This window comes from Stakelama marina, from assembly GCF_018122655.1.
Taxonomy (GTDB): domain Bacteria; phylum Pseudomonadota; class Alphaproteobacteria; order Sphingomonadales; family Sphingomonadaceae; genus Sphingomonas; species Sphingomonas marina.
Genome location: NZ_JAGRQC010000003.1, coordinates 235,614 through 260,471 on the forward strand (window position 1 = coordinate 235,614; position 24,858 = coordinate 260,471).

General features: G+C 66.4%; 25 protein-coding genes and 1 tRNA gene. 11 read left to right on the top strand and 15 right to left on the bottom strand.

The features are described 5' to 3' along the window. Both J7S20_RS10925 and J7S20_RS10930 read right to left on the bottom strand, forming a co-directional pair. The gene (locus J7S20_RS10925; protein ID WP_284054262.1) at positions 1-609 is read right to left on the bottom strand and encodes an LON peptidase substrate-binding domain-containing protein; all 609 of its coding nucleotides are present in this window, start codon (positions 607-609) and stop codon (positions 1-3) included. Next, the gene (locus tag J7S20_RS10930) at positions 606-1,508 is read right to left on the bottom strand and encodes a tetratricopeptide repeat protein (protein WP_284054587.1); all 903 of its coding nucleotides are present in this window, start codon (positions 1,506-1,508) and stop codon (positions 606-608) included. Before J7S20_RS10930 ends, J7S20_RS10925 begins: the two co-directional genes overlap by 4 nt. A 182-nt stretch (positions 1,509-1,690) precedes the next feature. On the opposite strand from J7S20_RS10930, the gene J7S20_RS10935 reads away from it, so the two are divergent. Then, positions 1,691-1,765, top strand: a tRNA-Gly gene (locus J7S20_RS10935). A 93-nt stretch (positions 1,766-1,858) separates the two neighbouring features. Here J7S20_RS10935 and cyoD read toward each other — a convergent pair. Genes cyoD through J7S20_RS10955 form a run of 4 tightly spaced genes read right to left on the bottom strand, consistent with a single transcriptional unit; the run spans position 1,859 to position 5,728 of the window. Then, the gene (gene cyoD, locus J7S20_RS10940; protein ID WP_284054263.1) at positions 1,859-2,176 is read right to left on the bottom strand and encodes a cytochrome o ubiquinol oxidase subunit IV; all 318 of its coding nucleotides are present in this window, start codon (positions 2,174-2,176) and stop codon (positions 1,859-1,861) included. Continuing rightward, on the bottom strand, positions 2,176-2,799 hold the full coding sequence (locus J7S20_RS10945; protein ID WP_284054264.1) for a cytochrome c oxidase subunit 3: 624 nt from the start codon (positions 2,797-2,799) through the stop codon (positions 2,176-2,178). Before J7S20_RS10945 ends, cyoD begins: the two co-directional genes overlap by 1 nt. Then, positions 2,796-4,886, bottom strand: coding sequence for a cbb3-type cytochrome c oxidase subunit I (locus tag J7S20_RS10950; protein WP_284054265.1), 2,091 nt, complete (start codon positions 4,884-4,886; stop codon positions 2,796-2,798). Before J7S20_RS10950 ends, J7S20_RS10945 begins: the two co-directional genes overlap by 4 nt. Beyond that, on the bottom strand, positions 4,883-5,728 hold the full coding sequence (locus J7S20_RS10955; protein ID WP_284054266.1) for a ubiquinol oxidase subunit II: 846 nt from the start codon (positions 5,726-5,728) through the stop codon (positions 4,883-4,885). The genes J7S20_RS10950 and J7S20_RS10955 overlap by 4 nt, the downstream gene beginning before the upstream one ends. A gap of 403 nt (positions 5,729-6,131) precedes the next feature. On the opposite strand from J7S20_RS10955, the gene J7S20_RS10960 reads away from it, so the two are divergent. From J7S20_RS10960 to J7S20_RS10970, 4 genes are read left to right on the top strand one after another with little or no spacing between them, the layout of a single operon-like run. Further along, positions 6,132-6,488, top strand: coding sequence for a PRC-barrel domain-containing protein (locus J7S20_RS10960; RefSeq protein ID WP_284054267.1), 357 nt, complete (start codon positions 6,132-6,134; stop codon positions 6,486-6,488). 58 nt (positions 6,489-6,546) lie between these two features. Beyond that, positions 6,547-7,344, top strand: coding sequence for a DUF72 domain-containing protein (locus J7S20_RS10965; RefSeq protein WP_284054268.1), 798 nt, complete (start codon positions 6,547-6,549; stop codon positions 7,342-7,344). A gap of 5 nt (positions 7,345-7,349) precedes the next feature. Further along, positions 7,350-7,643, top strand: a complete 294-nt coding sequence (locus J7S20_RS16300; protein WP_347709232.1) for an arginase family protein — start codon at positions 7,350-7,352, stop codon at positions 7,641-7,643. A gap of 7 nt (positions 7,644-7,650) precedes the next feature. Continuing rightward, positions 7,651-8,346: a histone deacetylase family protein gene (locus J7S20_RS10970; protein WP_347709233.1), complete on the top strand. Its 696-nt coding sequence runs from the start codon at positions 7,651-7,653 to the stop codon at positions 8,344-8,346. Between the two features lie 4 nt (positions 8,347-8,350). On the opposite strand, the gene J7S20_RS10975 is transcribed toward J7S20_RS10970, so the two are convergent. From J7S20_RS10975 to hemC, 6 genes are read right to left on the bottom strand one after another with little or no spacing between them, the layout of a single operon-like run. After that, entirely contained in the window at positions 8,351-9,469 is a 1,119-nt protein-coding gene (locus tag J7S20_RS10975; RefSeq protein WP_284054269.1) for a CaiB/BaiF CoA transferase family protein, read from the bottom strand. Beyond that, a complete protein-coding gene (locus tag J7S20_RS10980; RefSeq protein ID WP_284054270.1) occupies positions 9,466-9,924 on the bottom strand; it encodes a GreA/GreB family elongation factor in 459 nt (152 codons plus the stop codon). The genes J7S20_RS10975 and J7S20_RS10980 overlap by 4 nt, the downstream gene beginning before the upstream one ends. A gap of 9 nt (positions 9,925-9,933) precedes the next feature. Further along, on the bottom strand, positions 9,934-11,118 hold the full coding sequence (locus J7S20_RS10985; RefSeq protein WP_284054271.1) for an acyl-CoA dehydrogenase: 1,185 nt from the start codon (positions 11,116-11,118) through the stop codon (positions 9,934-9,936). Positions 11,119-11,130: 12 nt separating this feature from the next. After that, positions 11,131-12,066 carry a hypothetical protein gene (locus tag J7S20_RS10990; protein ID WP_284054272.1) on the bottom strand — a complete coding sequence of 312 codons (936 nt, stop codon included), beginning with the start codon at positions 12,064-12,066 and terminating at the stop codon, positions 11,131-11,133. Between the two features lie 31 nt (positions 12,067-12,097). Next, positions 12,098-12,769: a uroporphyrinogen-III synthase gene (locus J7S20_RS10995; protein WP_284054273.1), complete on the bottom strand. Its 672-nt coding sequence runs from the start codon at positions 12,767-12,769 to the stop codon at positions 12,098-12,100. Further along, on the bottom strand, positions 12,766-13,683 hold the full coding sequence (gene hemC / locus J7S20_RS11000; RefSeq protein ID WP_284054274.1) for a hydroxymethylbilane synthase: 918 nt from the start codon (positions 13,681-13,683) through the stop codon (positions 12,766-12,768). The genes J7S20_RS10995 and hemC overlap by 4 nt, the downstream gene beginning before the upstream one ends. 38 nt (positions 13,684-13,721) lie before the next feature. Here hemC and tsaD point away from each other — a divergent pair, with 38 nt between their 5' ends. After that, on the top strand, positions 13,722-14,756 hold the full coding sequence (tsaD, locus tag J7S20_RS11005) for a tRNA (adenosine(37)-N6)-threonylcarbamoyltransferase complex transferase subunit TsaD (protein ID WP_284054275.1): 1,035 nt from the start codon (positions 13,722-13,724) through the stop codon (positions 14,754-14,756). Then, positions 14,753-15,730 (top strand): NAD(P)H-dependent glycerol-3-phosphate dehydrogenase, encoded by a 978-nt coding sequence (locus J7S20_RS11010; RefSeq protein WP_284054276.1) that lies wholly within the window; start codon positions 14,753-14,755, stop codon positions 15,728-15,730. The genes tsaD and J7S20_RS11010 overlap by 4 nt, the downstream gene beginning before the upstream one ends. An 8-nt stretch (positions 15,731-15,738) precedes the next feature. Here J7S20_RS11010 and J7S20_RS11015 read toward each other — a convergent pair whose 3' ends face one another. Together J7S20_RS11015 and J7S20_RS11020 are read right to left on the bottom strand one after the other, a co-directional pair. Continuing rightward, a complete protein-coding gene (locus J7S20_RS11015; protein WP_284054277.1) occupies positions 15,739-17,580 on the bottom strand; it encodes an AsmA family protein in 1,842 nt (613 codons plus the stop codon). 42 nt (positions 17,581-17,622) lie between these two features. Beyond that, positions 17,623-17,787, bottom strand: a complete 165-nt coding sequence (locus J7S20_RS11020) for a DUF1674 domain-containing protein (RefSeq protein WP_284054278.1) — start codon at positions 17,785-17,787, stop codon at positions 17,623-17,625. Positions 17,788-17,856: 69 nt separating this feature from the next. On the opposite strand from J7S20_RS11020, the gene J7S20_RS11025 reads away from it, so the two are divergent. The 4 genes from J7S20_RS11025 to purH are packed head-to-tail and all read left to right on the top strand — an operon-like array spanning position 17,857 to position 23,248. Beyond that, on the top strand, positions 17,857-19,176 hold the full coding sequence (locus J7S20_RS11025; protein WP_430980937.1) for an RsmB/NOP family class I SAM-dependent RNA methyltransferase: 1,320 nt from the start codon (positions 17,857-17,859) through the stop codon (positions 19,174-19,176). A gap of 40 nt (positions 19,177-19,216) precedes the next feature. Beyond that, positions 19,217-19,882 carry a ribulose-phosphate 3-epimerase gene (gene rpe, locus J7S20_RS11030; protein ID WP_284054279.1) on the top strand — a complete coding sequence of 222 codons (666 nt, stop codon included), beginning with the start codon at positions 19,217-19,219 and terminating at the stop codon, positions 19,880-19,882. Then, a complete protein-coding gene (locus tag J7S20_RS11035) occupies positions 19,879-21,615 on the top strand; it encodes a heparinase II/III family protein (protein ID WP_284054280.1) in 1,737 nt (578 codons plus the stop codon). Before rpe ends, J7S20_RS11035 begins: the two co-directional genes overlap by 4 nt. Before the next feature lie 46 nt (positions 21,616-21,661). Next, positions 21,662-23,248: a bifunctional phosphoribosylaminoimidazolecarboxamide formyltransferase/IMP cyclohydrolase gene (purH, locus tag J7S20_RS11040; protein WP_284054281.1), complete on the top strand. Its 1,587-nt coding sequence runs from the start codon at positions 21,662-21,664 to the stop codon at positions 23,246-23,248. A gap of 56 nt (positions 23,249-23,304) precedes the next feature. Here purH and J7S20_RS11045 read toward each other — a convergent pair whose 3' ends face one another. Next, positions 23,305-24,843, bottom strand: coding sequence for a lipopolysaccharide biosynthesis protein (locus tag J7S20_RS11045; RefSeq protein WP_284054282.1), 1,539 nt, complete (start codon positions 24,841-24,843; stop codon positions 23,305-23,307). Positions 24,844-24,858 lie beyond the last annotated feature (15 nt).

The following is a 24,858-nucleotide window of genomic DNA, read 5'->3' on the forward strand; positions in this document are numbered from 1 at the left end:
TCACTGCAGCGTCCCCGCTTCGTCGTCGCCGTGCCGACCGAAGAACTGCATCAACTGGACGATCAGTTCGGAGCGATCCTGAAGCGAATCGACCTCCAGCAGTGCTTGCTTCGATGCAATGTCGAACGGCGCGATCTGTGCGATCCCGTTGACCAGGCTCTCGTCGTCGAGCCGCGATACCGCCTCCCAGTCGACCGCATAGCCTTGCGCATCGGCGAAGCGCCGCGCTTCCAGCTCGAGCGAGGACCGTTCGGCGAGCGCCAGCGTCTCGTCCTCGGGCGTGTCGACCAGGTCGGCCTCGACCTGACGAAAGGGGGTGGCGACCTCAAGCTCGCGCTTGATGACGAAGCGCGACAGTCCCTCGAGCACGATGTCGAACCGACCATCATCAAGCGCCTCTACCTCGACGATCTGGCCGACGCACCCCATGCGGAACAGGCCGGGCTTTTGACGATTGTCGCGCGGCTGGACCATGCCGATCCGCCGATCACGAGCAAGCGAATCGGATATCATCGCACGGTAGCGAGGCTCGAAGATGTGCAGCGGCAGGTGCATCCGCGGGAAGAGCAAGGCTCCCCCGAGCGGAAACACGGATATCCGCGTGGTCATCCGAACAGAATCTGCGACAGCCGCCGGCGCTGCGAGGCGACCCAGGGATCTTCCAACCCGACGACTTCGAACAGCTTGAGCAGCTGCGTGCGCGCCGCGCCCTCGTTCCAGTCGCGGTCATCGGCGATGATGTGGAGCAGATTGTCGGCGGCCTTTTCGCGCTCGCCATTCGCCATTTGCGCATTGGCGAGGTCATAGCGTGCCTGATGATCGTCTGGTGTCGCGGCGACCGCCTTTTCCAGCGGGCCGAGATCGGCTGCCGGCTTGGCGTCTCTTGCCAGCGCAAGCGCGGCGCGCGCGCGCTCGATCTCGGGCGCCTTCGCCATTTCCTCGTCGAGTTCGGACAGCGCGGCCTCTGCCTCCTCGGTCCGGCCCGCGGCAATCAGCGCGCGGACCATGCCCGAAATCGCGGCTGGTTCGTCGGGCGCGATCTGGGCGACCTGGCCAAAGATCGACAGCGCCCGCTCGGCATCGCCTTCCTCGAGCACTTGTTCGCCCATTTCGATCAGCGGCGCGGTGTCCTGCTGCTGTTCGCCGTCACCGCTGCCCGCTTCGATCGGAAGTTGCTTGAGCAGCTGGTCGAGCATTTGCTTGAGCTGCGATTCGGTGCGTGCCTGGCCGAGATCGGCGACGAGCTGTCCCTGAAACATCGCATAGACGGTCGGGATCGAGCGCACCTGGAACTGCGACGCGATGAACTTGTCCTTGTCGACATCGATCTTCGCCAGCACCACGCCCTTGTCGGCATAGTCGGCCGCGACCTTTTCGAGGACGGGCGACAGCTGCTTGCACGGGCCGCACCATTCGGCCCAGAAATCGAGGATGACGAGCTTGGTCCGCGAAGGCTCAACGACGTCGCGGGTAAAAGCCTCTACCGCCTTCTTGTCGTCGGGGGACATGCCGAGCGTTGCCAATGCGAACTCCTGAAGTCTTGCGTGAACACTATCGCGGCAATGTGGGCGTTTCGGCGGCAGAGTCCAACCCTCTGAAACGAATCGCGATTGGGGGCTTGCCCTGTCCCGGACCCGGTGCTAACAGCCGCGCCTCACCTGCCCGCCACGCTGTGCGGGCCAGCGCCAGAGCGGGCGTAGCTCAGGGGTAGAGCACAACCTTGCCAAGGTTGGGGTCGAGGGTTCGAATCCCTTCGCCCGCTCCAGTTTTCTCCGGAAATCGTTGCTTTTAGAGCGGTGCCGTCCTGCGGTAGAGCCGCTTGTGGCCGTTCCAGTCCTCGCGCGCTACCGAAGGCGCGTCACATCATTCTGGCGCGAAGGTTTAGCAGGATGACGATCGTGCCCCCTACCATCAACGCCACGATCAGCGTCGAAAAGAGAATCAGCTGCAGGTCGTCGCGCGCCGATCGGCTGAAGCTGATGTGCAGAAAAAAGCGGAAATGGACGATGATCTGCACCAGCGCGAGGCCGAAGACGACGGCCAGCGTCGTCGTCGTGTCGGCGAACCAGTGCCAGTGAACCGCGCCGAACGCGGCGCCGGTCAGCACCAGTGCCGCGACATAGCCGATGACATAGGTTGTGATTTCGTGCCGCTTTCCAGCGTTCGGGCCGCTCATCAGATCAACCCCTGCAAATAGACGACCGAGAAAATCCCGACCCAGACGATATCGAGAAAGTGCCAGAACAGGCCGAGCCGGAGCAGGTTGATCTTCACCCGCGCGTCGAGCCCGAACCAGCTGACCTGGACCATCATGACCACGATCCACAGGCTCCCGAAAAATACGTGCAGCCCGTGGAGCGGGACGAGTCCGAAGAAGGACGACAGATATCCGCTGCGGCTGCCATAGGCGCCATCGGAAAACATCGAGGCGAAATCGTGCAGCTCGAAGCCGAGGAAAGCGAGCCCGAGAAGCAGCGTGATGCCAAGCCAGAATTGCAGGCGAACGCGGCCCAGCTCATGCTTCATCGCGATCGAGGCGAGGCCGAAGGTAAAGCTGCTTGTGAGCAGGAGCAGCGTTTCGATGAACGCGCTCTTCATATCATATTCGCTGGCGGGCGTGGGGCCGCCGGCTGTGCCGGGCAACATCACGCCATAGGTCGCGAAAAGCAGCGCGAAGACGATCGCGTCGCTCATCAGGAACACCCAGAAGCCGAAAATGCCTTCTCCGGCCTGTTCGTGCGTTACCTCGTCGGTGTCGCCGAGGTTCAGCCCGGCATGTTTGACTTCGTTCGCGCTCATGGCACCCTCGCTGCCAGCCCGCGATTGGCCGGGCTCGTTTCCTGGAATCGGTCGACGGGGCGGGTCTCGCGTATGAGGCGCAACCATTCGCCATGCTCGGCTGCGACCTTGGCGGCGGGAATCGTGTAGTGAACGTCGCGCGCGAAACTGCGCGCGATGACCGTCGCGATGACGCCCAGCACCGGCAGCGCCGCGAGCCACCATATATGCCAGACGAGCCCGAATCCGGCGAGGCCGCCGCACACGCCGATGATGACGCCCGACATGCTGTTGCGCGGCATTTCGATGTCCCGATACTCGTCCGGCGGATCGTAGGCGCAGTCATGTTCCTTGCGCCAGGCGAAGGTGTCGCGGCTGTGAACCTGCGGGATCAAGGCGAAATTATATTCGGGTGCCGGCGCCGCATTGGCCCATTCGAGACCGCGGCCGTCCCACGGGTCGCCCACGGGGACGCGGTTGTTCTCGCGGTCGCGGATGCTGACATAGAGCTGGACGAACAGCAGCGCGAGGCCGGTCAGCAGGATCAGCCCGCCGACTTCGGCCACGATCAGCCATGGCCGGAATGCGGGGTCGAACAATTCGTGCGTGCGCCGCGCGACTCCGGCGAGGCCGAGCGCGTAAAGCGGCATGAAAGCGAGGTAGAAGCCGACCACCCAGCAGACGAAGGCCGCCTTGCCCCAGCCTTCGTGCAAGCGGAATCCGAACGCCTTGGGGAACCAGTAGGTATAGCCGGCAATCATGCCGTAGAGCATGCCGGGGATCAGCATGTTGTGGAAATGGGCGACCAGGAACAGCGTGTTGTGGACGAGATAGTCGGCCGGCGGCATCGCCAGCAGGATGCCCGACATGCCGCCCAGCACGAAGGTCATCATGAACGCGATCGAATAGAGCATCGGCACCGTGAAACGAACCTCGCCGCGGAACATCGTCCAGATCCAGTCATAGATCTTCACGCCGGTCGGGATTCCGATCGTCATCGTCGCGATGCCGAAAAACCCGTTGATGTCGGCATTCTGGCCCATCGTGAAGAAATGGTGCAGCCAGACGGTGAAGCTGAGCACCGCGATCGCCATCGTCGCGAGCACCAGCGAGGTGTAGCCATAGAGCCGCTTCGACGAGAACGCCGAGACAACCTCGGAATAGACGCCGAATGCTGGCAGGATCAGGATATAGACCTCCGGGTGTCCGAATAGCCAGAACAGGTTGGCATAGTTCATCATGTTGCCGCCCATTCCGTTGGTGAAGAAATGGAACCCCAGATAGCGATCGAGTGCGAGCATGGCGGTCGCGACCGTCAGTGGCGGCATGGCGAAGATCATCAGGATCGAGGTGCACAGCGCGGTCCAGCAGAATAGCGGCAGCCGCATCAGGTGCATGCCGGGCGCGCGCTTTTTGTAGATCGTAACCGCGAAGTTCAGTCCCGTCAGCGTCGAGCCGAGCGAGCTGAGCGTCACTGCCCAGATCCAGTAATCGGGGCCGACGCCGGCATTGTAGGTAAGCTCGGTAAAGGGCGGATAGCCGCTCCAGCCGCCGGTCGAGAACTTGCCGATGACGAGCGAGGCCATCATCAGCCCGGCGCCCGCCCCCGTCAGCCACAGGCTGACCGAGTTGAGCAGCGGAAACGATACGTCGCGCGCGCCGATCTGCTGCGGCATCACGAAGTTGATGAGCCCGGTGAGCAGCGGCATCGCCACGAAGAAGATCATGATGCTGCCATGCGTGCTGAACAGCTCGGCGAAGTGGTCGGGCGACACGATGCCCGGCGTGTTGACCGCCATCGCCTGCTGGGTGCGCATCAGCACTGCCTCGATCAGCGCGCGCGACAGCATCACGAAGGCCAGCACGATATACATGATGCCGATCTTCTTGTGGTCGAGGCTGGTCAACCACTCGTCCCACAGATAGCGCCATTTCTTCAGCCAGGTGATGAGCAGGACCAGCGCGATCGCGCCGATCACCACCATGCTCGCCGCACCGGCTGCGATGACCTGGTTCAGCGACGGGTCTCTCCAGGCACGGACAAAGGCAAAGGAATGCAGGTCGATCTTGCCCAGCAGCGTGAAGAAGTCGTGCGCATGAACGATCATGGGCGGATCACCTCGGGATTTGTGTCGCTGGCACGCGCGGTGGGATGATATCTGTCGAGGATGCGCTGAAACAGGCCATCGGGCGCCGAGGAGAACAGGATCGGCTGTTTCTCGACCGATTTCTCGAACAGATGGTGATACGCCTTGGCATCGAACGGTTTGCCGGTCGCACGGACATGCGCGATCCATTCGTCGAACTGCTGCGGGGCGAGCGCATTCACCGCGAATTTCTGCTTGGCGAAACCTTCGCCGTTATATTGGGTATTCTGGCCGGTATAGGTGCCCGGATGATCGGCCTGGATATGCAGCTGCGTGGTCATGCCGCCCATCGTGTAGATTTGTCCGGCGAGCTGCGGGATCATCAGCGACTGCATCACCGTCCCGCTGGTCATCTCTATATGGACGGGCCGACCCGCCGGAATGGCGAGCATGTTGACCGTCGCGACATGTTGCCGCGGATAGATGAACAGCCATTTCCAGTCGAGCGACACCGCCCTGACCTCCAGCGTCGGCTGGGACGATTCGATCGGGCGGTACGGGTCCAGCTTGTGCGTGTAGTTCCACAGCAGAAACGAAAGTCCGATCACGATTAGCGTCGGCGGAACCCAGATGAAGAATTCTAGGATCCACGAAAAGCTCCAGTGCGGGCGATAGGCATGCTTGGTGTTCGACAAGCGATAGTGCCACGCGATGATCGGCGTCAGGATCAGCACCGGTCCGATCACGAACAGCATTACGATCGACACGATGATGAACAGATGCCGTTCCTGGCCCGCGATCGGACCCGCAGCATTGAAGAAACTGTCGTGAAAGGCGCCGCATCCGGCGAGCGCCAGGAACATCGGCAGCAGAGCCGCAACGCGCGCCTTGGCTGCCCCCGGCGACCGGGAATGGCGGCGTGCGGTGGGTGGAGTCTCGGATGCTTGTGTCGATATCGCGAAAGGAGAAGAGGTGAGGCGAGACCGGTTCATCGTGCGAAAAGTGCAGCTTTCTGGTTCGCACGGCACCCGCCCGACGGGCGAGGTCATGCGCGGATCGACACCGGCCTTGGCGTCCCGTCGCCGCAGCCATCTTCTACGCAACTCGTTTGACTTGCACGGGATTTACACAGCGGCGAACGCGGCTGCCCGATAATGGTTCCGGTAACGTCCGACATGACCGCTGAAAACTTGGCGACTCATCGCCATCGGCGTACAATGGCGGCACTGCACGAAGGACAGAGCGGGGGCCGTAAGGAGGCTTGCCATGTCCGAAGTAAACGACCTCGACGACCACAGCCTGATTTCCTCGGCGCGCGTCGAAGGAACGGCGGTGTACGACCGCCGCGCGAAAAAGGTCGGGACCATCCATTCGATCCTGATCGACAAGGTGTCGGGGCAGGCCAGATATGCCGTGCTGTCGTTCGGCGGCTTCATGGGGCTGGGGTCGCGCGTCTATCCGCTGCCCTGGGACCTGTTGGTCTATGACCCCGAACTCAAGGGATACGGGCTGACGGTGACGCAGGAAGATGTCGAGGCCGCGCCCTATATGGCGCTCGACAAGGCAGACCGTCCGCACGAAATACCCGAACCCGCCTATCGCCACTGGGACGAATATCTCTGACCGGTTCGGGCGCATGTGACGGGATGCGCACCGCGCGCCGACGCGCTATCACGCAGTCATGAGCAAGGGCAGGATACGCGTCGGCATCGGCGGCTGGACATACCCGCCATGGCGCGGGACCTTCTATCCGGACGATCTCGTCCAGAAGCGCGAGCTGGAATATGCCAGTCGCGCGGTCACCGCGATCGAGATCAACGCGACCTATCACCGGCTGCAAAAGCCCGAAAGCTTCGCCAACTGGGCCAAAGTCGTGCCGGACGACTTCGTCTTCGCGGTGAAGGCGTCGCGCTACGTCACCAACCGCAAGGTGCTGGCCGATGCGGGCGAGTCGATCGAAACCTTCCTCAATCAGGGCATTTCCGAACTCGGCGACAAGCTCGGCCCGATCCTGTGGCAGTTCATGGCGACCAAGAAGTTCGATCGGCAAGATTTTGGCGCGTTCCTGAAGCTGCTCCCCGCCAGCCATGACGGGTTGAAGCTCCGCCACGCCGTCCAGGTGCGAAACGACAGTTTCCACACACCCGACTTCGTCGCGATGTGCCGCGAGGCAGGCGTCGCGATTGTCTATGCCGATTCGGCCGACTATCCCGCCATCGCCGACGTTACCGGCGACTTCGTCTATGCCCGGCTCGAAAATGCCGAGGAACGGTACGAGGCCGGCTACGCGCCCTCGGCGCTCGACGATTGGACGAAAAAGGCGGAAAGCTGGGCCGAGGGGCACCAGCCGCGTGGCCTGCCGACCTTCGGTGATAATGGGCAGGAGGTGAAGCCGCGCGACACGTTCGTGTTCATGATCAACGGCTTCAAGGAAAAGGCGCCCGCGGCCGCTCAGGCGCTTCTGAAACGCTTGGGCTGAGCAAAATGCGCCGTTTCTTCGATCCCGCGCAGCTCCGCCACCGGCCCGCGTCCGAGCTCCATAACGGCGCGTTGGTTGCATATAGCGAAGCCGCCGAGCGCGCCGAGGCGATTGCGAGTGCGGTCGGCGCGACCGAACTCCCGGCGGATCACGGCGAAGCGCCGATCCTCGCCGTCCACGACGCCGGCTATGTCGATTTCCTCAAGACCGCCTTCGACCGCTGGCAGGCGGCCGGGCGACGCGATTCCCTATGTCTGGCCGGTGGTCGGGCGCCGCCCGCTCGACCTGGCGCGGATTGACGGGCTCATGGGGCGCTACAGCTTCGACGCGACGACCCCGATCACGGCGGAAAGCTGGGGCGCGGCCTATGCCAATGCGCAGACCGCGCTGTCTGCGACGCAGGCCGTGCTGGGCGGCGATCCGGCAGCCTTCGCGCTGTGCCGTCCGCCGGGTCACCATGCCGGGCGCGACTATTGCGGCGGCTATTGTTATCTGAACGTTGCCGCGATCGCCGCCCAGCGCGCCCGCGATGCCGGTGTCGAGCGTGTCGCGATCCTCGACATCGACTATCATCACGGCAACGGCACGCAGGACATCTTCTACGAGCGCGGCGACATATTCTACGCCTCGCTCCACGCCGATCCGGCGACCGATTATCCCTTCTACTGGGGCCATGCCGACGAAGTGGGCGCAGGCCAAGGGCGGGGCACGACGCGCAACTGGCCGCTGCCGCACGGCACCAAGCTCGAACCGTTCCGCGCCGCACAGGTGCAGGCGCTCGAGGCGATTGCCGCGTTCGGCCCCGGCCTGCTCGTCGTCAGCTTCGGCGCCGATACCTGGGACGGCGACCCGATCTCGAACTTTGCGCTCAAAACCGGCGATTATGCCGTGCTGGCAGCCGACATCGCCGCGTGCGACTGGCCGACGGTGATCGTGATGGAAGGCGGCTATGCGATCGACGCGCTCGGCCACAACGTCGCGAGCTTCCTGAGCGGCTTCTAAGGCGTCAGTGGTCGTTCGCCGGGCGCGGCGGGCTGGGCGTGTCGGCGACCATGCGTTCGCCGTCGATGACGATCGGGCTGGCGACGCCGGGCAGGCCGCCGGGTGCGACCTGCATCCCGCGCGCAATCACCTGCGGGTCGTGGAACACTTCCTCGACGGTGTTGATCGGGCCAGAGGGGATGCCCTCGGCCTCGAGCGCGGCGGCGAGGTCGGCCTTTCTGAGCGGCGCGATCGCGGCTTCGAGCCGCGGGATCAGCGCCGCGCGGTTGGCGACGCGCGCGGGATTGGTGGCGAAGCGCTCATCCTCGGCGAGGTCGAGGCCGAGCACCGCGCAAAGCTTGCGGAACTGCGAATCGTTGCCGACCGCGATGATCAGCTCGCCGTCGCTCGCCGAAAATGCCTGATAGGGCGCGAGGTTGGCGTGGCCGTTGCCCATCCGGTGTGGCACGGTGCCGCTCGCCATCCAGTTGAGCGCCTGATTGGCAAGCACCGCGACCTGCGAATCGAGCAGCGCCATGTCGATATGCGCAGCTCCGCCCTCGACATCGCGCCGGCGCAACGCGGCGAGGATCGCGACCGCCGAATATACGCCGGTGAAGATGTCGGCATAGGCGATCCCGGCCTTTTGCGGTGCGCCGTCGGGCTCGCCGGTCAGGCTCATGATCCCACCCATGCCCTGGATGATGAAATCGTATCCGGCGCGGTGGGCATAGGGACCGGTCTGGCCGAATCCGGTGATCGAGCAGGTGATGAGCGTCGGGTTGACCGCCAGCAGGCTGTCATGGTCGAGCCCGTATTTCTTCAGTCCGCCGACCTTGTAATTCTCGATGACGATATCGGCATCGGCGACGAGGTCGCGCACCGCCTGCTGCCCCGCGGGCGTGGTGATGTCGATCGCACGGCTCTGCTTGCCGCGATTGGCCGAATGGAAATAGGCGGCGTCGAGATTGTGCCCCGCCTTGTCGTGCAGGAAGGGCGGGCCCCAGTGCCGCGTGTCGTCGCCCGCGCCGGGTCGCTCGATCTTGATCACCTCGGCACCCAGATCGGCGAGCAGCTGCCCGCACCACGGCCCGGCAAGGATGCGTGCGAGTTCGACGACCTTGATGCCTGCGAGGGGCTTCACGGCCGCACCGCGACGATTTCGATGGCACCTTCCTTGCCGCCGAACGCGACCAGTTCGCCGGCGCCTGCTCCCATCACCGCGCGCGACAGCGGAGCGGTAAAGGCGAGCAGCCCGGCCCCGGGGTCGGCCTCGTCATGCCCGACGATTCGGAAATCGCGGGTCTTGCCGCCTTGCCGGATGGTCACCTGTGAACCGATGCCGGCGCTGCCATCGTCGGGCGGCGGGGGGACCTGTGCGGTCGCATGTTGAATCGACCAGTAGCGTAGTGTCCGATGCAGTTTCTTGCGCACTTCCTCGTCGGTTTCGGCGGCGATGGCTGCTTTCAGCTCGGCCATCTTTTCGGCGATCAGCGTCAGCCCGCGCTCGGTGACCAGATTGGGGCCGACCGGGATCGGGAGCTCGAATTCGGGCTCCTTGTGCTCGTCATCGCTCTCGCGGCGAAAGGCGACGCTCATCGCCGGCCTCTAAAACGCCGCGATGCCGGTGATCGCGCGGCCGAGGATCAGGCCGTGGACGTCGTGCGTGCCCTCATAGGTGTTGACCGTCTCGAGGTTGATCGCGTGGCGGATCACGTGGAACTCGCCCGAAATCCCGTTGCCGCCGTGCATGTCGCGCGCGGTGCGGGCGATATCGAGCGCCTTGCCGCAATTGTTGCGCTTGATGATGCTGATCGCCTCGGGGGCGAGCGTGCCCTCGTCGAACATCCGTCCCGCACGAAGACAGGCCTGCAGTCCCAGCGCGATCTCGGTCTCCATATTGGCGAGCTTGAGCTGGACGAGCTGTTTCGACGCGAGCGGCACGCCGAACTGCTGCCGGTCGAGCGTATATTGCCGCGCCGCCTGCATGCAGAATTCTGCCGCGCCCATGCTGCCCCAGGCGATGCCGTAACGCGCGCGGTTGAGGCAACCGAACGGGCCTTTCAGCCCCTCGACATTCGGCAGCAGCGCATCCTCGCCGACCTCGACCTCGTCCATGACGATCTCGCCGGTGATCGACGCGCGGAGGCTCAGCTTGCCCTCGATCTTCGGCGCGGACAGGCCCTTCATGCCCTTTTCGAGCACGAAGCCCTTGATCTTGCCGTCATGCGCGTCCGATTTCGCCCAGACAACGAACACGTCGGCGATCGGCGAGTTGGTGATCCACATCTTCGATCCCGACAGCGAATAGCCGCCATCGATCTTCTTCGCGCGCGTCTTCATCCCGCCGGGGTCGGAACCGGCATCGGGTTCGGTCAGGCCGAAACAGCCGACCCATTCGCCGGTCGCGAGCCTGGGCAGATATTTCTGCTTCTGCTCTTCGGTACCGTAAGCGTTGATCGGGTGCATCACGAGGCTCGACTGCACGCTCATCGCGCTGCGATAGCCTGAATCGACCGCCTCGACCTCGCGCGCGATCAGGCCGTAGCTGACATAGCCGAGCCCCGCGCCGCCATATTCGGCAGAGATCGTCGCGCCGAGCAGGCCGAGCTCGCCCATTTCGGACATGATGTCGCGGTCGAAATTCTCTTTCAGATAGGCGTCCTGCACGCGCGGCAGCAATTTTCCGCGCGCATAGCCATGCGCGGTATCGCGCACCATGCGTTCCTCATCGGTCAGCTGCGCGTCGAGCGCGAAAGGGTCCTGCCAGTCGAACCGGCCCATGCCTGCCATTTTCCAGTTTCCTCAATTGGTCTGTTGTTGTTGTCCATCGACGGTCGCGGGCGGTGCCGGCGGCCCTGACGTCACGGCGTCACCGGCGTCGGAGGGCTGCGTAACCTTGGGCTGGGGCTGCACCCCGCCGCCTTCGATCGCGGTGGTCTCGATCGCGTCGAGCGCTCGTCTGGCATTGATATAGCGCCGCGCCGCCTTCATCCAACTGTCGGCCTGGTCCGCGCCGGGCATGCGCGCCACCTCGGCCAGCGCACCTTCGACCTGACCGGCATCGAGCATCCGGCTCGCGCGGCGCAGCCGTTCCTCGGGGCGCGGGCTGGGTGTCGTGTCCTTGCGGATCACGACCAGCGTGCCGATTTCGCTGCGCAGAGCGTCCCACCAACCCGCATCGGGGCTGGCAGCGGTCAGCCGCGGCGAAATACGGTCGAGCGCCAGGCGCAGATCCTCCAGCGTCGTTGGCGTGCGCGCGGCGCTGATCACGGTCGCGACGGCGCGCGGCCGGACGCTGCCGAAGCGTTCGCGCAACTGTCCTTCGATATACCCCAGCGGCAAACCGCGATCGAGCGCACGGCGCGCGGCAAAGGCGACCATCAGCCCTTCGGCGCGGTTGGCGAAGGTCGATGCGACGCGGCTGCTGCTGTCGACATTCGACAGCCGGCTCTCCAGCGCCTCGATCCGCTGGTCGAGCGCGGCTTCGCGCGCCGCAAGCCTTTCGAGCCCCGACGTGTTCAGGTCTTCGCCCTGATCGGGCGGCGTGGTCTCTGCCGCCTTTTCGACCGGCGCGGCGCGGCGAGGCGCGGCATCGAGCCAGCGGTCGCCGAACATCGCGATCGCGGCCGCCATCACGGCCAATCCGATGAGGAACGCGATGGCGCCGGTGATGGCGATCGTCCGCATGGTCGGGTTACGCGTCGGCCCGGTCCGGAACGCGTCGCTGTCGGTGGTCATGCGGCCCTTATCTTCGCGCCCGTCCGCGCGGTCAATCGGCGAGACGCCGCGCGAGCGCCACGAGGTGATCGTCATCGGGGCGATTCGCGGTCTCGACAGCCGCCCATCCCGATCCGGCCGCTGTTGCCGCGCGCTCGCTGATCGCCGCAATCACGATGCCGCTGCGATCGATCTCGAACCGGTCCGCCACCTCGGCCAGCCGGCGTCCGGCGCGGGCCGAATGCACCATCGCGACCGACCCGTTCAATTGCGCGGCCGCGTGCCCGGCTAGCGCGGTGGCATCGCTGGCATAGACCGGAACGACCGTGCGGATGGGGCCGCCGACCCTCAGCCGGTGCTCGCGACCGCACAGGTGGAGAGCGGCGGATACCCCCTGGTCCGAAGCGGCGCGGCACAGCGCTTCGCCATCGCCGTCGCCGGTATGGGCAACGCGCAGCCCCGCGGCATGCGCCGCCTCTGCCGTCTGTGGCCCGACCGCATAGACCGGCAGCGATGCAAGCGAAGTCAGCTGGTCGCCCGCCTGGCGGACGGCATTCGCGCTGGTCAGGATCAGCGCGTCATGCGCGCCATGGGGCAGCGACCATGGCAGCGGCCGCACGGCGAACAGCGGGAGGCATATCGGTTCGATTCCGACCGCCCTCAGCCGTCCGGCAGTTGCCGCATTGCCCGGTTCGGGCCGCAACACGGCGACCGGGCGGCTCATGCGCCCGCGAACAGCGAGCGGATCGATTCGGGCGCTTCGGCTAGCAGGTCGCGGGCCAGCGACGGCGCGATATCGGGATCGCCCGGCGCGGCGGCGGCGTTCCCGGCGACATGCGCGCTGCCATCGATCGCCAGCAATTCGGCACGCAGCAGCAGCGACGGGCCGGCGATTGTCGCGAGTGCGGCGACGGGCGATTGGCAGTCCGCGCCCAGCTCCGCGAGAAAGGCGCGCTCGGTCCTCACGCAGATATCGGTGTCGCGGTGGTTGAGCGGCGCGAGCAGCGAACGGGTGCGTTCGTCGTCGGCGCGCGCCTCCACGCCGACCGCGCCCTGTGCCGGGGCGGGCAGCAGTTCTTCGGGTGGAATCGTGGTGCCGACGTCATGCCGCCCCAGCCGCACCAGCCCCGCCGCGGCGAGCAGGGTCGCATCGGCCTCTCCGGCGGCAAGCTTGGCCAGCCGCGTATCGACATTGCCGCGAAACAGCACGATTGTCAGGTCGGGCCGCAGCTTGCGGAGCTGTGCCGAACGGCGCGGCGAGCTGGTGCCGACAACGGCGCCTTCGCGCAGCGCAGCCACCGATTCCGCGCCGATGATCCGGTCACACGTCGTTTCGCGCTCGAGGATCGCCGCGATAGCGATGGCCGCGGGACGAATCGTCTCGACATCCTTCATCGAATGCACCGCGCAGTCGATCTCGCCGGCGAGCAGCGCCCGGTCGAGTTCCTTGGTCCACAGCGCCTTGCCGCCGATCTCGGCCAGCGCGCGGTCCTGCACGCGGTCGCCGGTGGTGCGCACGATGACGATCTCGACGGCGTCCGCCTCCCACCCATGTGTGGCGACCAGTGCGTCGCGCACCATATTCGCCTGGATGAGCGCGAGCGGCGAACCGCGGGTTCCGATACGAAAAGCTGGCATGGCCTTGTGCTACAGCCGCTGAGGGTTAGAGGAAAGCCATGGCGCTGATCCTGGGTCTTGAATCGAGTTGTGACGAAACCGCGGCGGCGCTCGTGCGCGACGATCGCACTATCCTGGCGCACAAGCTTGCCGGGCAGGAGGCCGAGCACGCGCCCTATGGCGGCGTGGTTCCCGAAATTGCCGCGCGCGCGCACGTCGAGATCCTCGGCCCGCTGGTCGAAGCGGCGCTTGCCGAGGCGGGTGCCACACTCGCCGATGTCGATGCCATCGCCGCGACCGCCGGGCCGGGGCTGATCGGCGGGGTGATGGTCGGTCTGGTGACGGGAAAGGCGCTCGCGCTGGCGACGGGAAAGCCGCTCGTTGCGGTCAATCACCTCGAAGGCCATGCGCTGAGCCCGCGGCTCGCCGATCCCGAACTCGAATTTCCCTATCTGTTGCTGCTCGTCTCGGGTGGGCATTGCCAGTTGTTGCTGGTGCGCGGTGTCGGCGACTATCGCAGGCTGGCGACCACGATCGACGATGCGGCGGGAGAGGCGTTCGACAAGACCGCGAAGCTGCTCGGGCTTGGCTTTCCCGGCGGCCCGGCGGTCGAGCGCGCGGCGACGAAGGGCGATCCGAAGGCGGTGCCGCTGCCGCGCCCGCTGGTCGGGTCTGCCGAGCCGCATTTCTCCTTTGCCGGACTGAAAAGCGCGGTGCTGCGCGCGCGCGATGCCGGCACGCATGCGCCCGAGGATATCGCCGCGTCGTTCCAGCAGGCGGTCGTCGATTGCCTGATCGACCGCACCAAGCGGGCGCTTGCTCAGGCGGAGGGTGTCACCGCACTCGTCGTCGCGGGCGGCGTCGCGGCGAACCAATCGGTGCGTCATGCGCTTGAAGGGCTGGCGGGTGACGCCGGCATGCGCTTCGTCGCGCCGCCGCTGTGGCTGTGCACCGACAATGCGGCGATGATCGGCTGGGCGGGCGCCGAGCGCTTTTCGGCCGGTCTCACCGATCCGCTCGATATCGCGGCGCGCGCGCGCTGGCCGCTCGACGAGACCGCGGAAAAGGTAAGAGGAGCAGGGGTTAAGGCATGAAGATCGGCGTGATCGGAGGCGGCGCATGGGGCACGGCACTCGCGCAGGTAATGGCGAGCGGCGGCAACGACGTCCGCCTCTGGGCGCGCGAGAAGGAAGTCGTCAGCGTCATCAACTCGGTCCATCGCAACACGCTGTTCCTGCCCGATTGCCCGCTTTCGGAACGCATCACCGCGACCGGCGAGCTTGGCTGGGTCGGCGAAACCGACGCGATCCTCGTCGTCACGCCTGCGCAGCATATGCGCACCGTTCTGGAAGGACTGCCCGACAATGGCCGCCCGCTGATCCTGTGTTCGAAGGGGATCGAGGCGGGCAGCCTCAAGCTGCTGCACGAGGTCGCGCATGAGGTGATGGCCTCGTCCCCGATCGCGGTTCTGTCCGGCCCGACCTTCGCGCACGAGGTCGCCGCCGGGCTTCCCACCGCAGTCACGCTGGCGTCGGCGGACGAAGAACTCGCGCGCGATCTGGCCGAACGGATCGCCCAGCCGACCTTCCGCCCCTATGCGACGGGCGATGTCGCCGGTGCCGAGATCGGCGGTGCGGTGAAAAATGTGCTCGCCATCGCCTGCGGCGTGGTCGATGGCGCGGGGCTGGGGCAGAATGCGCGCGCGGCGATGATCGCGCGCGGCTTTGCCGAAATGACGCGTTTCGGCCTGGCAAGGGGCGCGCGCGTCGAAACGCTGGGCGGGCTATCGGGGCTCGGCGATCTCGTGCTTACCTGCACCTCGACCAGCTCGCGTAATTTCTCGCTCGGCGTCGGACTGGGCGAGGGCAAGCCCGCGCGCGAACTGCTCGAGGATCGCCGTACCGTGGCCGAAGGGGCCGCGACCGCGCCCGTGCTGCGCGAGGCGGCAAGCGAAGCGGGCGTCGACATGCCGATCACCCAGGCGGTTTGTGCGCTGCTCGAAGGCGCGCAGGTCCGCCCGGTGATCGATGCGCTGCTCAACCGCCCCCTGCGCGCCGAGGGCGTGTAACCGGCCGGTCAGCGCGCGAGCACCTTGCCGCGTAATGCCGCACAATCGACATTGTCGGCCAGCGGCCGCTGATTGCCGGTGATCGCATCGCCGAGCATGCCCAGAATGTTACCGACGCTTTTCGCGCCCTCGGGAGCATGGGCTTTGGGCGACCGGATCGTACCGCTGACGGTGATCGGCTTTTTCAGCCGCAGGATGCTGTCCTTTTTCGGCGCGCCGTAGAGCGCGGCGCGGATCTGTTCGTCGGACAGGCGGATGCCGCCGACCACGCGCGTCTGCGACCGTGACGTGTCGATCAGCAGCGGATCGAAGGTGCCGAGGCCGTTTTTGACGTCAAGCCGCATCCCCAGGCAGCGCAGCCGCGCCTGTTTGTCCTTGTCGGCGAAGACGCCGCGCCCGACATCGAGCCCGATGAACGATGCGAGCTTTGCCGGAAGCACGCCCGAACTCGATACCAGCGCGACGGTGCCCGTCGAACGGCCGAGCGCGGCGCGGATCGTCTCGCCCGATCCCGTCAGCTTGGCATAGCCCGATAGCGGCGCATCGAAATCGCCTGCGCCGCCGAAGGTGGCGATCGTCGAGTCCTTGAGCGTCAGATCGACGCTCAGTTGCGGTGCCTTGCGGTCGCGCTGGTCGATGACGACCGGTCCCGACAGCGTGCCCCTGATGAGATTCGCGACGACCGGCGAGATGTGCAGTCGCGAATGGTCGAGCACCAGCGTGCCCGACAGCGCGGTAAAGGGAGTCTTGTCGTCGAACAACAGCTTCGCCACGCGGATGTCGAGCGAGCCATCGACATCGCTCACGCTTTTCAGGTCGATACGGGTGTCGGGCAGGATTCGCGGTCCCGTTCGCGCGTGCTGTGCCGCGGCCTTTGCCAGCCCGGCATCTGAGGCGAGGTCGTTGAAGTCCAGCGTCGCGAAATCGAGCGCGCCGTCGATCCGCGATCGACCGTTGTCCTTGACGATGGTGGCATGGCCTTCGCTCAGCCGAGACCTGCCGATCGTGCCGGTCAGGCCGATGATCTTCCAGATATCGCCGTCATGGTCCGCGCGCGCCGACAGGTTGACCGGCTGCGTGCCGAACAGTCCCGCCTCGATGATCGCGTCGACATAGCGCAGATTGGCCGCCTTCGCGTCGATCTCCGCATTCATGTGACCGGTGTCGAGCGGATGGTCCATTGCGCCGTCGATCGTCATCGACAGTGCCGAACCGTCGATCGCGACGGTGAACGGCCAGCGTGCATCGCGCGTCACCGGTGCGCCCTTTGCCGACACATCGACCGGCGCGTCCCGGACATGGCCCTTGCCGGTCGCGAACACGCCCGAATCATCGGCGCGTAGCCTCAGCGCGAACGATCGGTCCTGTTTCGCATCGCTATAGGTCAGGAAGCTGTCGGCGATGCTAAGCGACTCGATACCATTTCCCGATCCGCCGCCGCTGCTGCTTTGCGCCTCCCAGTTTTTTCGGCCATCGCCGTCGCGCACCAGCGCGAGTTTCGCGCCGCTCAGCGACAGCGCCTCGGGGTCGAAGCTGCCGGTGAGAAGCGGCAGTGCGGCAAAGCGCAGATCGGCCTGTTCGACGCGGATCATGTCGCCCGTGCCCGCCCAGCGCGGCTGGGCGACGCGCAGGCCGCGTATACGCACGGTGGGATGAAAGCCGAACCAGCCGATCCGCTCGACCGAATCGAGCGCGACGCGAGTCCTGAATCGCTCGGACAGCCGGTCGCGGACCAGTCCGTCGAGCGCACCCCAGGGAAACATGGCGAGCGCCAGAAGCGCGAGCACCACCACGGCGACCACGCCGATCGCAATACGGCGCGCGAGCCGCGATTGTTTTGCCGAAATCACCGGCAGATGACGCGCATGGAGGGCGGTTCGTTCCGCGAAGCTTCAGAAGTCGATCGCGACGCCCTTTTTTTCCCAGTCGCCATAGCGCGTCGGATCGCGGCCCAGCGGGTCCTGCTCGGGATCGCGCTCGGTCGGCTGCGGCTTGGGCACCGGCGGGCTCTTCGAAAGATGCGCTGGCGGTTTGACATGCGGCGGACGGCGTCCCATCGGGCACTCCTTCGCGATTGATCGGTGGCGTCGTGCTACCGACATCGGTGGCCCAGGGAAGGCTTGCAAGTGAAACCAGCGCGTCCACAGCGCCCCAACCGCGCATCGCGCCGCCCCCGGCTCGCGCCCGAGCAGGCCGGGCTGCCCGCGCGCCGTGCCGCGCTGCGGCTGCTTGATGCGGTGCTGCGCCGCGGGCTGGCGCTCGAAGCCGCGCTCGATCAGGCCGCGGCCGGGCTCGACAAGCGCGAGGATCGTGCGCTCGCCCATGCCATCGCGGCCGAGGCGCTGCGCCGGCTCGCCGATCTCGACGCGGCCATCGATTCGGCGACGCGCCAGCGCCTTCCCGACGATGCCAAGGCGCGCTTCGTGCTGCGCATCGCGCTCGTCCAGGCGCTTGCCATGAACATTGCCCCGCACGCGGCGATCGCCACCGCGCTGCCGCTCGTCGATGGCGGCCCGCGGCGCCTCGTTCACGGCGTCTTCGGCACGCTGATGCGCGGCGAAGCCCGATTGCCCGAAGCGCCGCAACTGCCGCCCGCCGTCGCCGATCGCTGGCGCGGGCAATGGGGCGACCATGTGGTGGATGCCGCACAGCGAGCAATCTCCGCGCCACCGCCGATCGACCTCACGCTGGCTCGCGCCGAGGAAACCGAAGACTGGGAGAAGCGGCTCCACGGCGAAAGCCTGCTTCCCGGGCATGTCCGCCTTCCCGCCGGGACGCCCGTTCCCGCGACCGAAGGCTTCGCCGAAGGCGCGTGGTGGGTACAGGACATCGCCGCGTCGCTGCCTGCCCGGCTGGGCGGCGGGGGCAGTGGCCATGCGCTCGATCTGTGCGCCGCGCCGGGGGGCAAGACGCTGCAACTCGCAGCAAGCGGGTGGGATGTCACCGCGGTCGATATCTCGGAAAGTCGTCTCGCGCGACTTCGTGAAAATCTCGAACGCACCGGGCTCGGCGCGCAGATCGTTGCCGCCGATCTGCTCGAATGGGAACCCGACGCCGCCGCCGATCTCGTTTTGCTCGACGCGCCGTGCAGCGCGACCGGCATTTTCCGCCGCCATCCCGACGTGCTCCACCGCGTCCGCCCGGCAATCATCGCGGAGGCGGCACAGCTTCAGGCGAAATTGTTCGACCGTGCGGCGCGCTGGGTACGTCCGGGTGGCTTGCTGGTCTATGCGACCTGCTCGATGGAGCGCGAAGAGGGCGAGGACCAGCTTGCCGGCTTTCTCGATCGGCACGGCGACTTCGCGGTCGATCCGGTGCTGCCCGACGAACTGCCCGATGGCGTCTATGCCGCGCCCGGCGGATGGTTGCGCACGCTGCCCGACATGCTCGCCGATGAAGGCGGGCTCGACGGATTCTTCATGGTCCGGCTGATGCGGACGGCCTGATCGTTCTTGCGGGCGATTCGGTGCATGCTACATGGGGGCCATGCAGCAGCCCGTCCGTATCGCACCGTCCATCCTTTCCGCCGATTTCGCCCGGCTGGGTGAGGAAGTGCGCGCCATCGACGCGGCGGGCGCCGACTGGATCCATGTCGATGTGATGGACGGCCATTTCGTGCCCAACATCACGATCGGACCCGGTGTGGTGAAGGCGCTCCGTGCGCATTCTGACAAGCCGTTCGACGTTCATCTGATGATCGCGCCGGTCGATCCCTTCATCCAGGCATTTGCCGAAGCGGGTGCCGACTGCATTTCGGTACACCCCGAAAGCGGCCCGCATCTCCACCGTACGCTCCAGTCGATCAAGGCGCTCGGCAAGCGCGCCGGGGTCGTGCTCAACCCGGCAACGCCGGTCGAGGTGGTCGATACCGTCCTCGACCTTGTCGATCTGGTGCTGGTGATGAGCGTCAATCCGGGGTTCGGCGGGCAAAAATTCATTACCAGCCAGCTCGACAAGATTGCGGCGCTGCGCGCGCGGATCGACGCTTCGGGACGCGAGATCGATCTGGAGGTCGATGGCGGAATCGACGCCGAAACCGCGCCGCTAGCCATCGCGGCGGGCGCCGATGCGCTGGTGGCGGGGACCGCGACCTTTCGCGGCGGGCCGGACAAATATGCGGAAAATATCGCGACGCTGCGGGGCGCGCGGTGAACGCATTGCCACCCGACGATCACGAACGCGACGGGATCGAGGAGGGCAAGCGGCTCGTCCGCGTCGGCGGTGACAAGGGACTGTCGCTGGCCGAGCGTTTCAGCGAGCGGTTGCAGCGGCTCGCCTGGCGCAGCCCGATCCACCGCTTCCGCCTGCGCGGCCGCCATCCGCTCAAGCTGATCGCAGTGGCCGAAGACCCGTTCTTCGGCGATGTCGAGCGCGGTCAGGCGCTGCTCGACGGGATGCTGCGCTATCGCGGCGAAACGCGCAACCTGTCGGGACTCGATCTCGACAAGCCGACCTATTCGGCGGCGTTTGCCGAATATCTCCACAGCTTCGCCTGGCTGCGCGACCTGTCATCGGTCGCGACGCGCGCCACCGCCGCGCCGATTGCCGAGGCGATCATGCGGCAATGGGTCGCCGCGCATGGCGATCAGGTCGCCGACCCCGCCTGGCGTCCCGATCTTGCTGGATGGCGCATCCTGTACTGGGTGGCGCATGCGCCGCTGATCCTGTCGTCGGCCGATCTCGTCTATCGCTCGAACGTGCTCCACGCGCTTGCCCGCGGCGCGCGCCATCTCGATCGTACCGCCGACAAGGTGCCGGCGGGTGTGCCGCGGCTTGCCGCCTGGTGCGGCGTCGTCGCGTCGGGGCTGATGATTCCGGGCGGCGATCCGCGCCGCGCCTTTGGCGAGGCCGGGCTGGAACGCGCACTTTCGGTATCGATTTCGGAAGATGGCGGCACCCTGGGTCGCTCGCCCGAGCGTCAGCGCGATGCCGTGGTGCTGCTGACGATGCTGTGCCAGACCTATGGCGCGCGGCGGCTCGATCCGCCCGCTGTGGTCGAGGATGCGCTGAAGCGCGCGGTGGCTGCGCTGCTCGGCGTGTGTCACGGCGATGGCGGCACGTCGAGTTGGCAGGGCAGCGGGCCGATTCCGGCCGAAGTGATCGCGCAGACGGTCGAGGCGACCGGGGTGCGAACGCGTCCGCTCAAACAGGCGCGTGACTGGGGCTATCAACGGCTTTCGGCGGGCAGCTCAGTGCTGATCCTCGATGCAGCGCCACCGCCTGTCGCGCGCGTGGTCGAAGGCGGCTGCGCATCGACGCTGGCGTTCGAAATGTCCGATGGCGACCGGCGGCTGATCGTCAATTGCGGCGGCGCGCGCGCGGTGCATTCCTCGGTCCCGCGCAAGCTCGCCGAAGGTCTGCGGACGACCGCCGCGCATTCGACGCTCGTACTCGACGACAGCAATTCGACCGCGATCCACGACGACGGCACGTTGGGGCGCGGTGTCGGAGAGATCGAGCTGAGCCGCAGCGAAGATGGCGGCGTCGCGCGAATCGAGGCGAGCCATGACGGCTATGTCCGCCGCTACGGCTTTATCCATCGCCGGCATATGGCGCTCGCCGCCGACGGTCGCGATCTGCGCGGCGAGGATTCGCTCGTCCCCGCCGGAAAGCGGCGCCGCAAGACCGATTCGCCCTTCGCGATCCGTTTCCACCTCGGTCCGTCGGTGGAGGTATCGCCCACCGCGGACGGGCTGGCGGCGTTCCTGCGCCTGCCCGGCGGTGCGGTGTGGCAGTTCCGGGCGAAGGGCGCCGCGCTCGACATCGACGACAGTCTGTGGATCGACGGCAGCGGTCGGCCCAGGCTGACCAAGCAGCTCGTCCTGACGGGGGAGACCCCCGCCGGCGGTGCGAGCGTCACTTGGCTGTTTCGCCGCGCGCGCTGACCGATAGGGGTTGCGCCGCGGCGGTGTTTGCGAAAAAGGACCGCCCATGACGACCATCCCCATCCGCCGCGCGCTCCTGTCCGTTTCCGACAAGAGCGGAATCACCGAACTCGGCGCGGCGCTCGCGCGCCACGGCGTCGAACTCGTCTCGACCGGCGGCACCGCCAAGGCGTTGCGCGATGCCGGCCTGGAGGTGCGCGACATCTCCGATCTCACCGGTTTTCCCGAGATGATGGATGGGCGCGTCAAGACGCTGCATCCGGTGGTCCATGGCGGCCTGCTCGCGGTGCGCGATAATGAGGCGCATGTCGCCTCGATGGACGAACACGGCATCGGCGCGATCGACCTTGTCGTCGTCAATCTCTACCCGTTCGAAGCGACCGTCGCGAAGGGTGCCGCGCGCGACGAGATCATCGAGAATATCGATATCGGCGGCCCGTCGATGGTGCGTTCGGCGGCGAAGAACCACGCCTCGGTCGCGATCGTCACCGATCCCGCCGATTACGATGCGCTGATCGCCGAGATGGAAACCAATGACGGCGGCACCGGCCTCGATACGCGCAAACGATTTGCCGCCAAGGCCTATGCCGCCACCGCTGCCTATGATTCGGCGATCGCGCAGTGGTTTGCCTTTGCCGATCAGGGCGAGCGCTTCCCCAAGACGTTGCCGCTCGCCTTCACGCTTGGCGACGAGCTTCGCTATGGCGAGAACCCACACCAGTCGGCCGCGCTTTACCTGCCCAAGGGACCGTCGACGCGCGGCATCGCGCAGGCCGAGCAGCTTCAGGGCAAGGCGCTCAGCTACAATAATTACAACGACGCCGATGCCGCGCTCGAACTCGTCGCCGAGTTTCGCGATGCGCCGCCGACCGTCGTCATCGTCAAGCATGCCAATCCGTGCGGCGTCGCCACTGCCGACACGCTGATCGACGCCTATCGCGCAGCACTTGCCTGCGACAGCGTTTCGGCGTTCGGCGGCATCGTGGCGACCAACCGCCCGCTCGACGCCGAAACTGCTGCCGCGATCACCGAAATCTTCACTGAAGTCGTCGCCGCGCCCGACGCCGATGACGAGGTGCGCGAGATTTTCGCGAAGAAGAAGAATCTGCGCCTGCTGCTCACCGGCGAGCTTGCCGATCCCGCGCGCCCCGGCCTCGCGCTGCGCTCGATCGCGGGCGGGATGCTCGTCCAGTCGCGCGATGCGGCGCTGATCGACGGCGATCTGAAGGTCGTGACCAGGCGCCAGCCGACGCCGCAGGAACTCGCCGATTGCCGCTTCGCCTGGACGGTCGCCAAGCACGTCAAGTCGAACGCGATCGTCTATGCCAAGGGCGGCAGCACCGCAGGAATCGGCGCGGGGCAGATGAGCCGGGTCGAATCGGCGCGCATCGCCGCGTGGAAGGCGAAGGACGCCGCCGAAAAGGCCGGCTGGGCCGAACCGCGTACGATCGGGTCGGCGGTAGCCTCCGACGCCTTCTTCCCCTTCGCCGACGGGCTGATGACCGCGGTCGAGGCGGGTGCCAGCGTCGTCATCCAGCCCGGCGGCTCGATCCGCGACGACGAGGTGATCGCCGCCGCCGACGAGGCTGGGCTGGCGATGGTCTTTACCGGAATGCGCCACTTCCGCCACTAAGCCGGACCACCCGTTCCGCGCTCAGGGTGAGCGCGGAAGGCGCGCTGGAGCCGTGGCTAGCGCGCCGCCGAACCTTCGACCGGCAACGTCGGTTCTTCGTCGGCCTTGGGCATCTTCGCGAACAGCTTGCGGTCCTCCGGGCCAAAGGCGAAGCGCCACAGCACATAGAGATAGCTGATAAGGATCGCCGGGATGCCGACGATCAGCTCGGCCCATTCGGGGCCCTTGGTCGCCGCGGTGCCGACGATGATCGCGACCCCGGCGGCCCACACCATCGGCCAGCGCCAGCCGGTCACCGGCTCGCCGAGCATGCGCCGCAGCACCCATGCCTTGATCGCCGACGTCAGCGCCACCGACACCATCAGCGCGACCGCCGGGCCCGCCGCCTGGAAATTGATCGGCCAGCCCAGCCTGCGCATCGCGAACACGAACGCAAAGCTCAGCGCGACCTGGAACCCCATCATCAGAAGCGAGATCATCAGGTTGCGGTGCCGCGCCATATAGACGAGCGCCGATTCGCACACCGTCCCGGTAGAGGCGAGCACCTCCGCCCATAGCAGAAACCCCAGCGCGGCGGTGCCGGCGACGAATTGCGGGCCGACCACGCCCATCACGCCTTCGCCGGGGATCGACCCCATCAGTGCCATTCCGGCCTGCGCCGCCATGATCCAGAAACCGACCTGCCGCACCTGGTTGGCGATCGCCGGATAGTCCTTGTTGGCAAGGCTGGTGGTGATGACCGGCCCCATGATCGGCTCGAAGCTGGTTTTCAGCTTTTGCGGCAGCGACGCGACCTGCTGCGCCATGTAATAGATGCCGACGATCGACGGCGCGAACAGCAGGCCGAGGATGAACCGGTCGACGTTGCGCGTGCCCCATTCGATCGCGTCGGCGCCGGCCAGCGGCACATTCTGCCGCGCCAGCGAAAAGATCCGCCCCAGCCGCGGCGTCCATCCGTGCGGCAGGCCATAGCTGCGCACGAACGGGATCACCGATGCGATCATCGCCGCCAGCATCGACAGCATGTACGAATACATCAGCCCGTCGCGGTGCGAGACGAAGGCGAAGACCCAGGCGCCGATGCTGATCGTCCACGGCTCGACCACGGCGCGCGCGGTCACTGTCGCCTTCACATTGTGGCGATAGGCGAGCGCGGCCAGGCTGACGTCCGACCAGGCGATAGCGACGATGATGCACGGCAGAAACCGGTCGAAACCCATGATCGGGCTGTTGGGATACATCGCCTCGGGAAAGGCGATCAGTACCGCGCTGGCGATCATCGAGACGATGAAGGCGACCGCCATCGCGTCCCACACGACATGGACGTGCGGGCGGTCGGTGTTGGACAGCGCCTGCGCCAGACCGCGCTTCAGCCCAAGCGTCGCGACCAGCGCCGCCAGTTCGACGACGACCACGGCAAGCGCGAAGCGTCCGACAAGGTCGGGCCCGTATACGCGCCCGGCGATGAAGAGAAACGGCAGCCGCGCCGCGAGCCGCAGGATGAAGCCGAACACATTGGTTCGCCCCCCCTTGGCCAGCGCGGCGATGTCGTCGGATGCGCCCCCTGTCGCGTCCGGCCCCTGGTCAACCGGCATCGATGCTGCCCATGC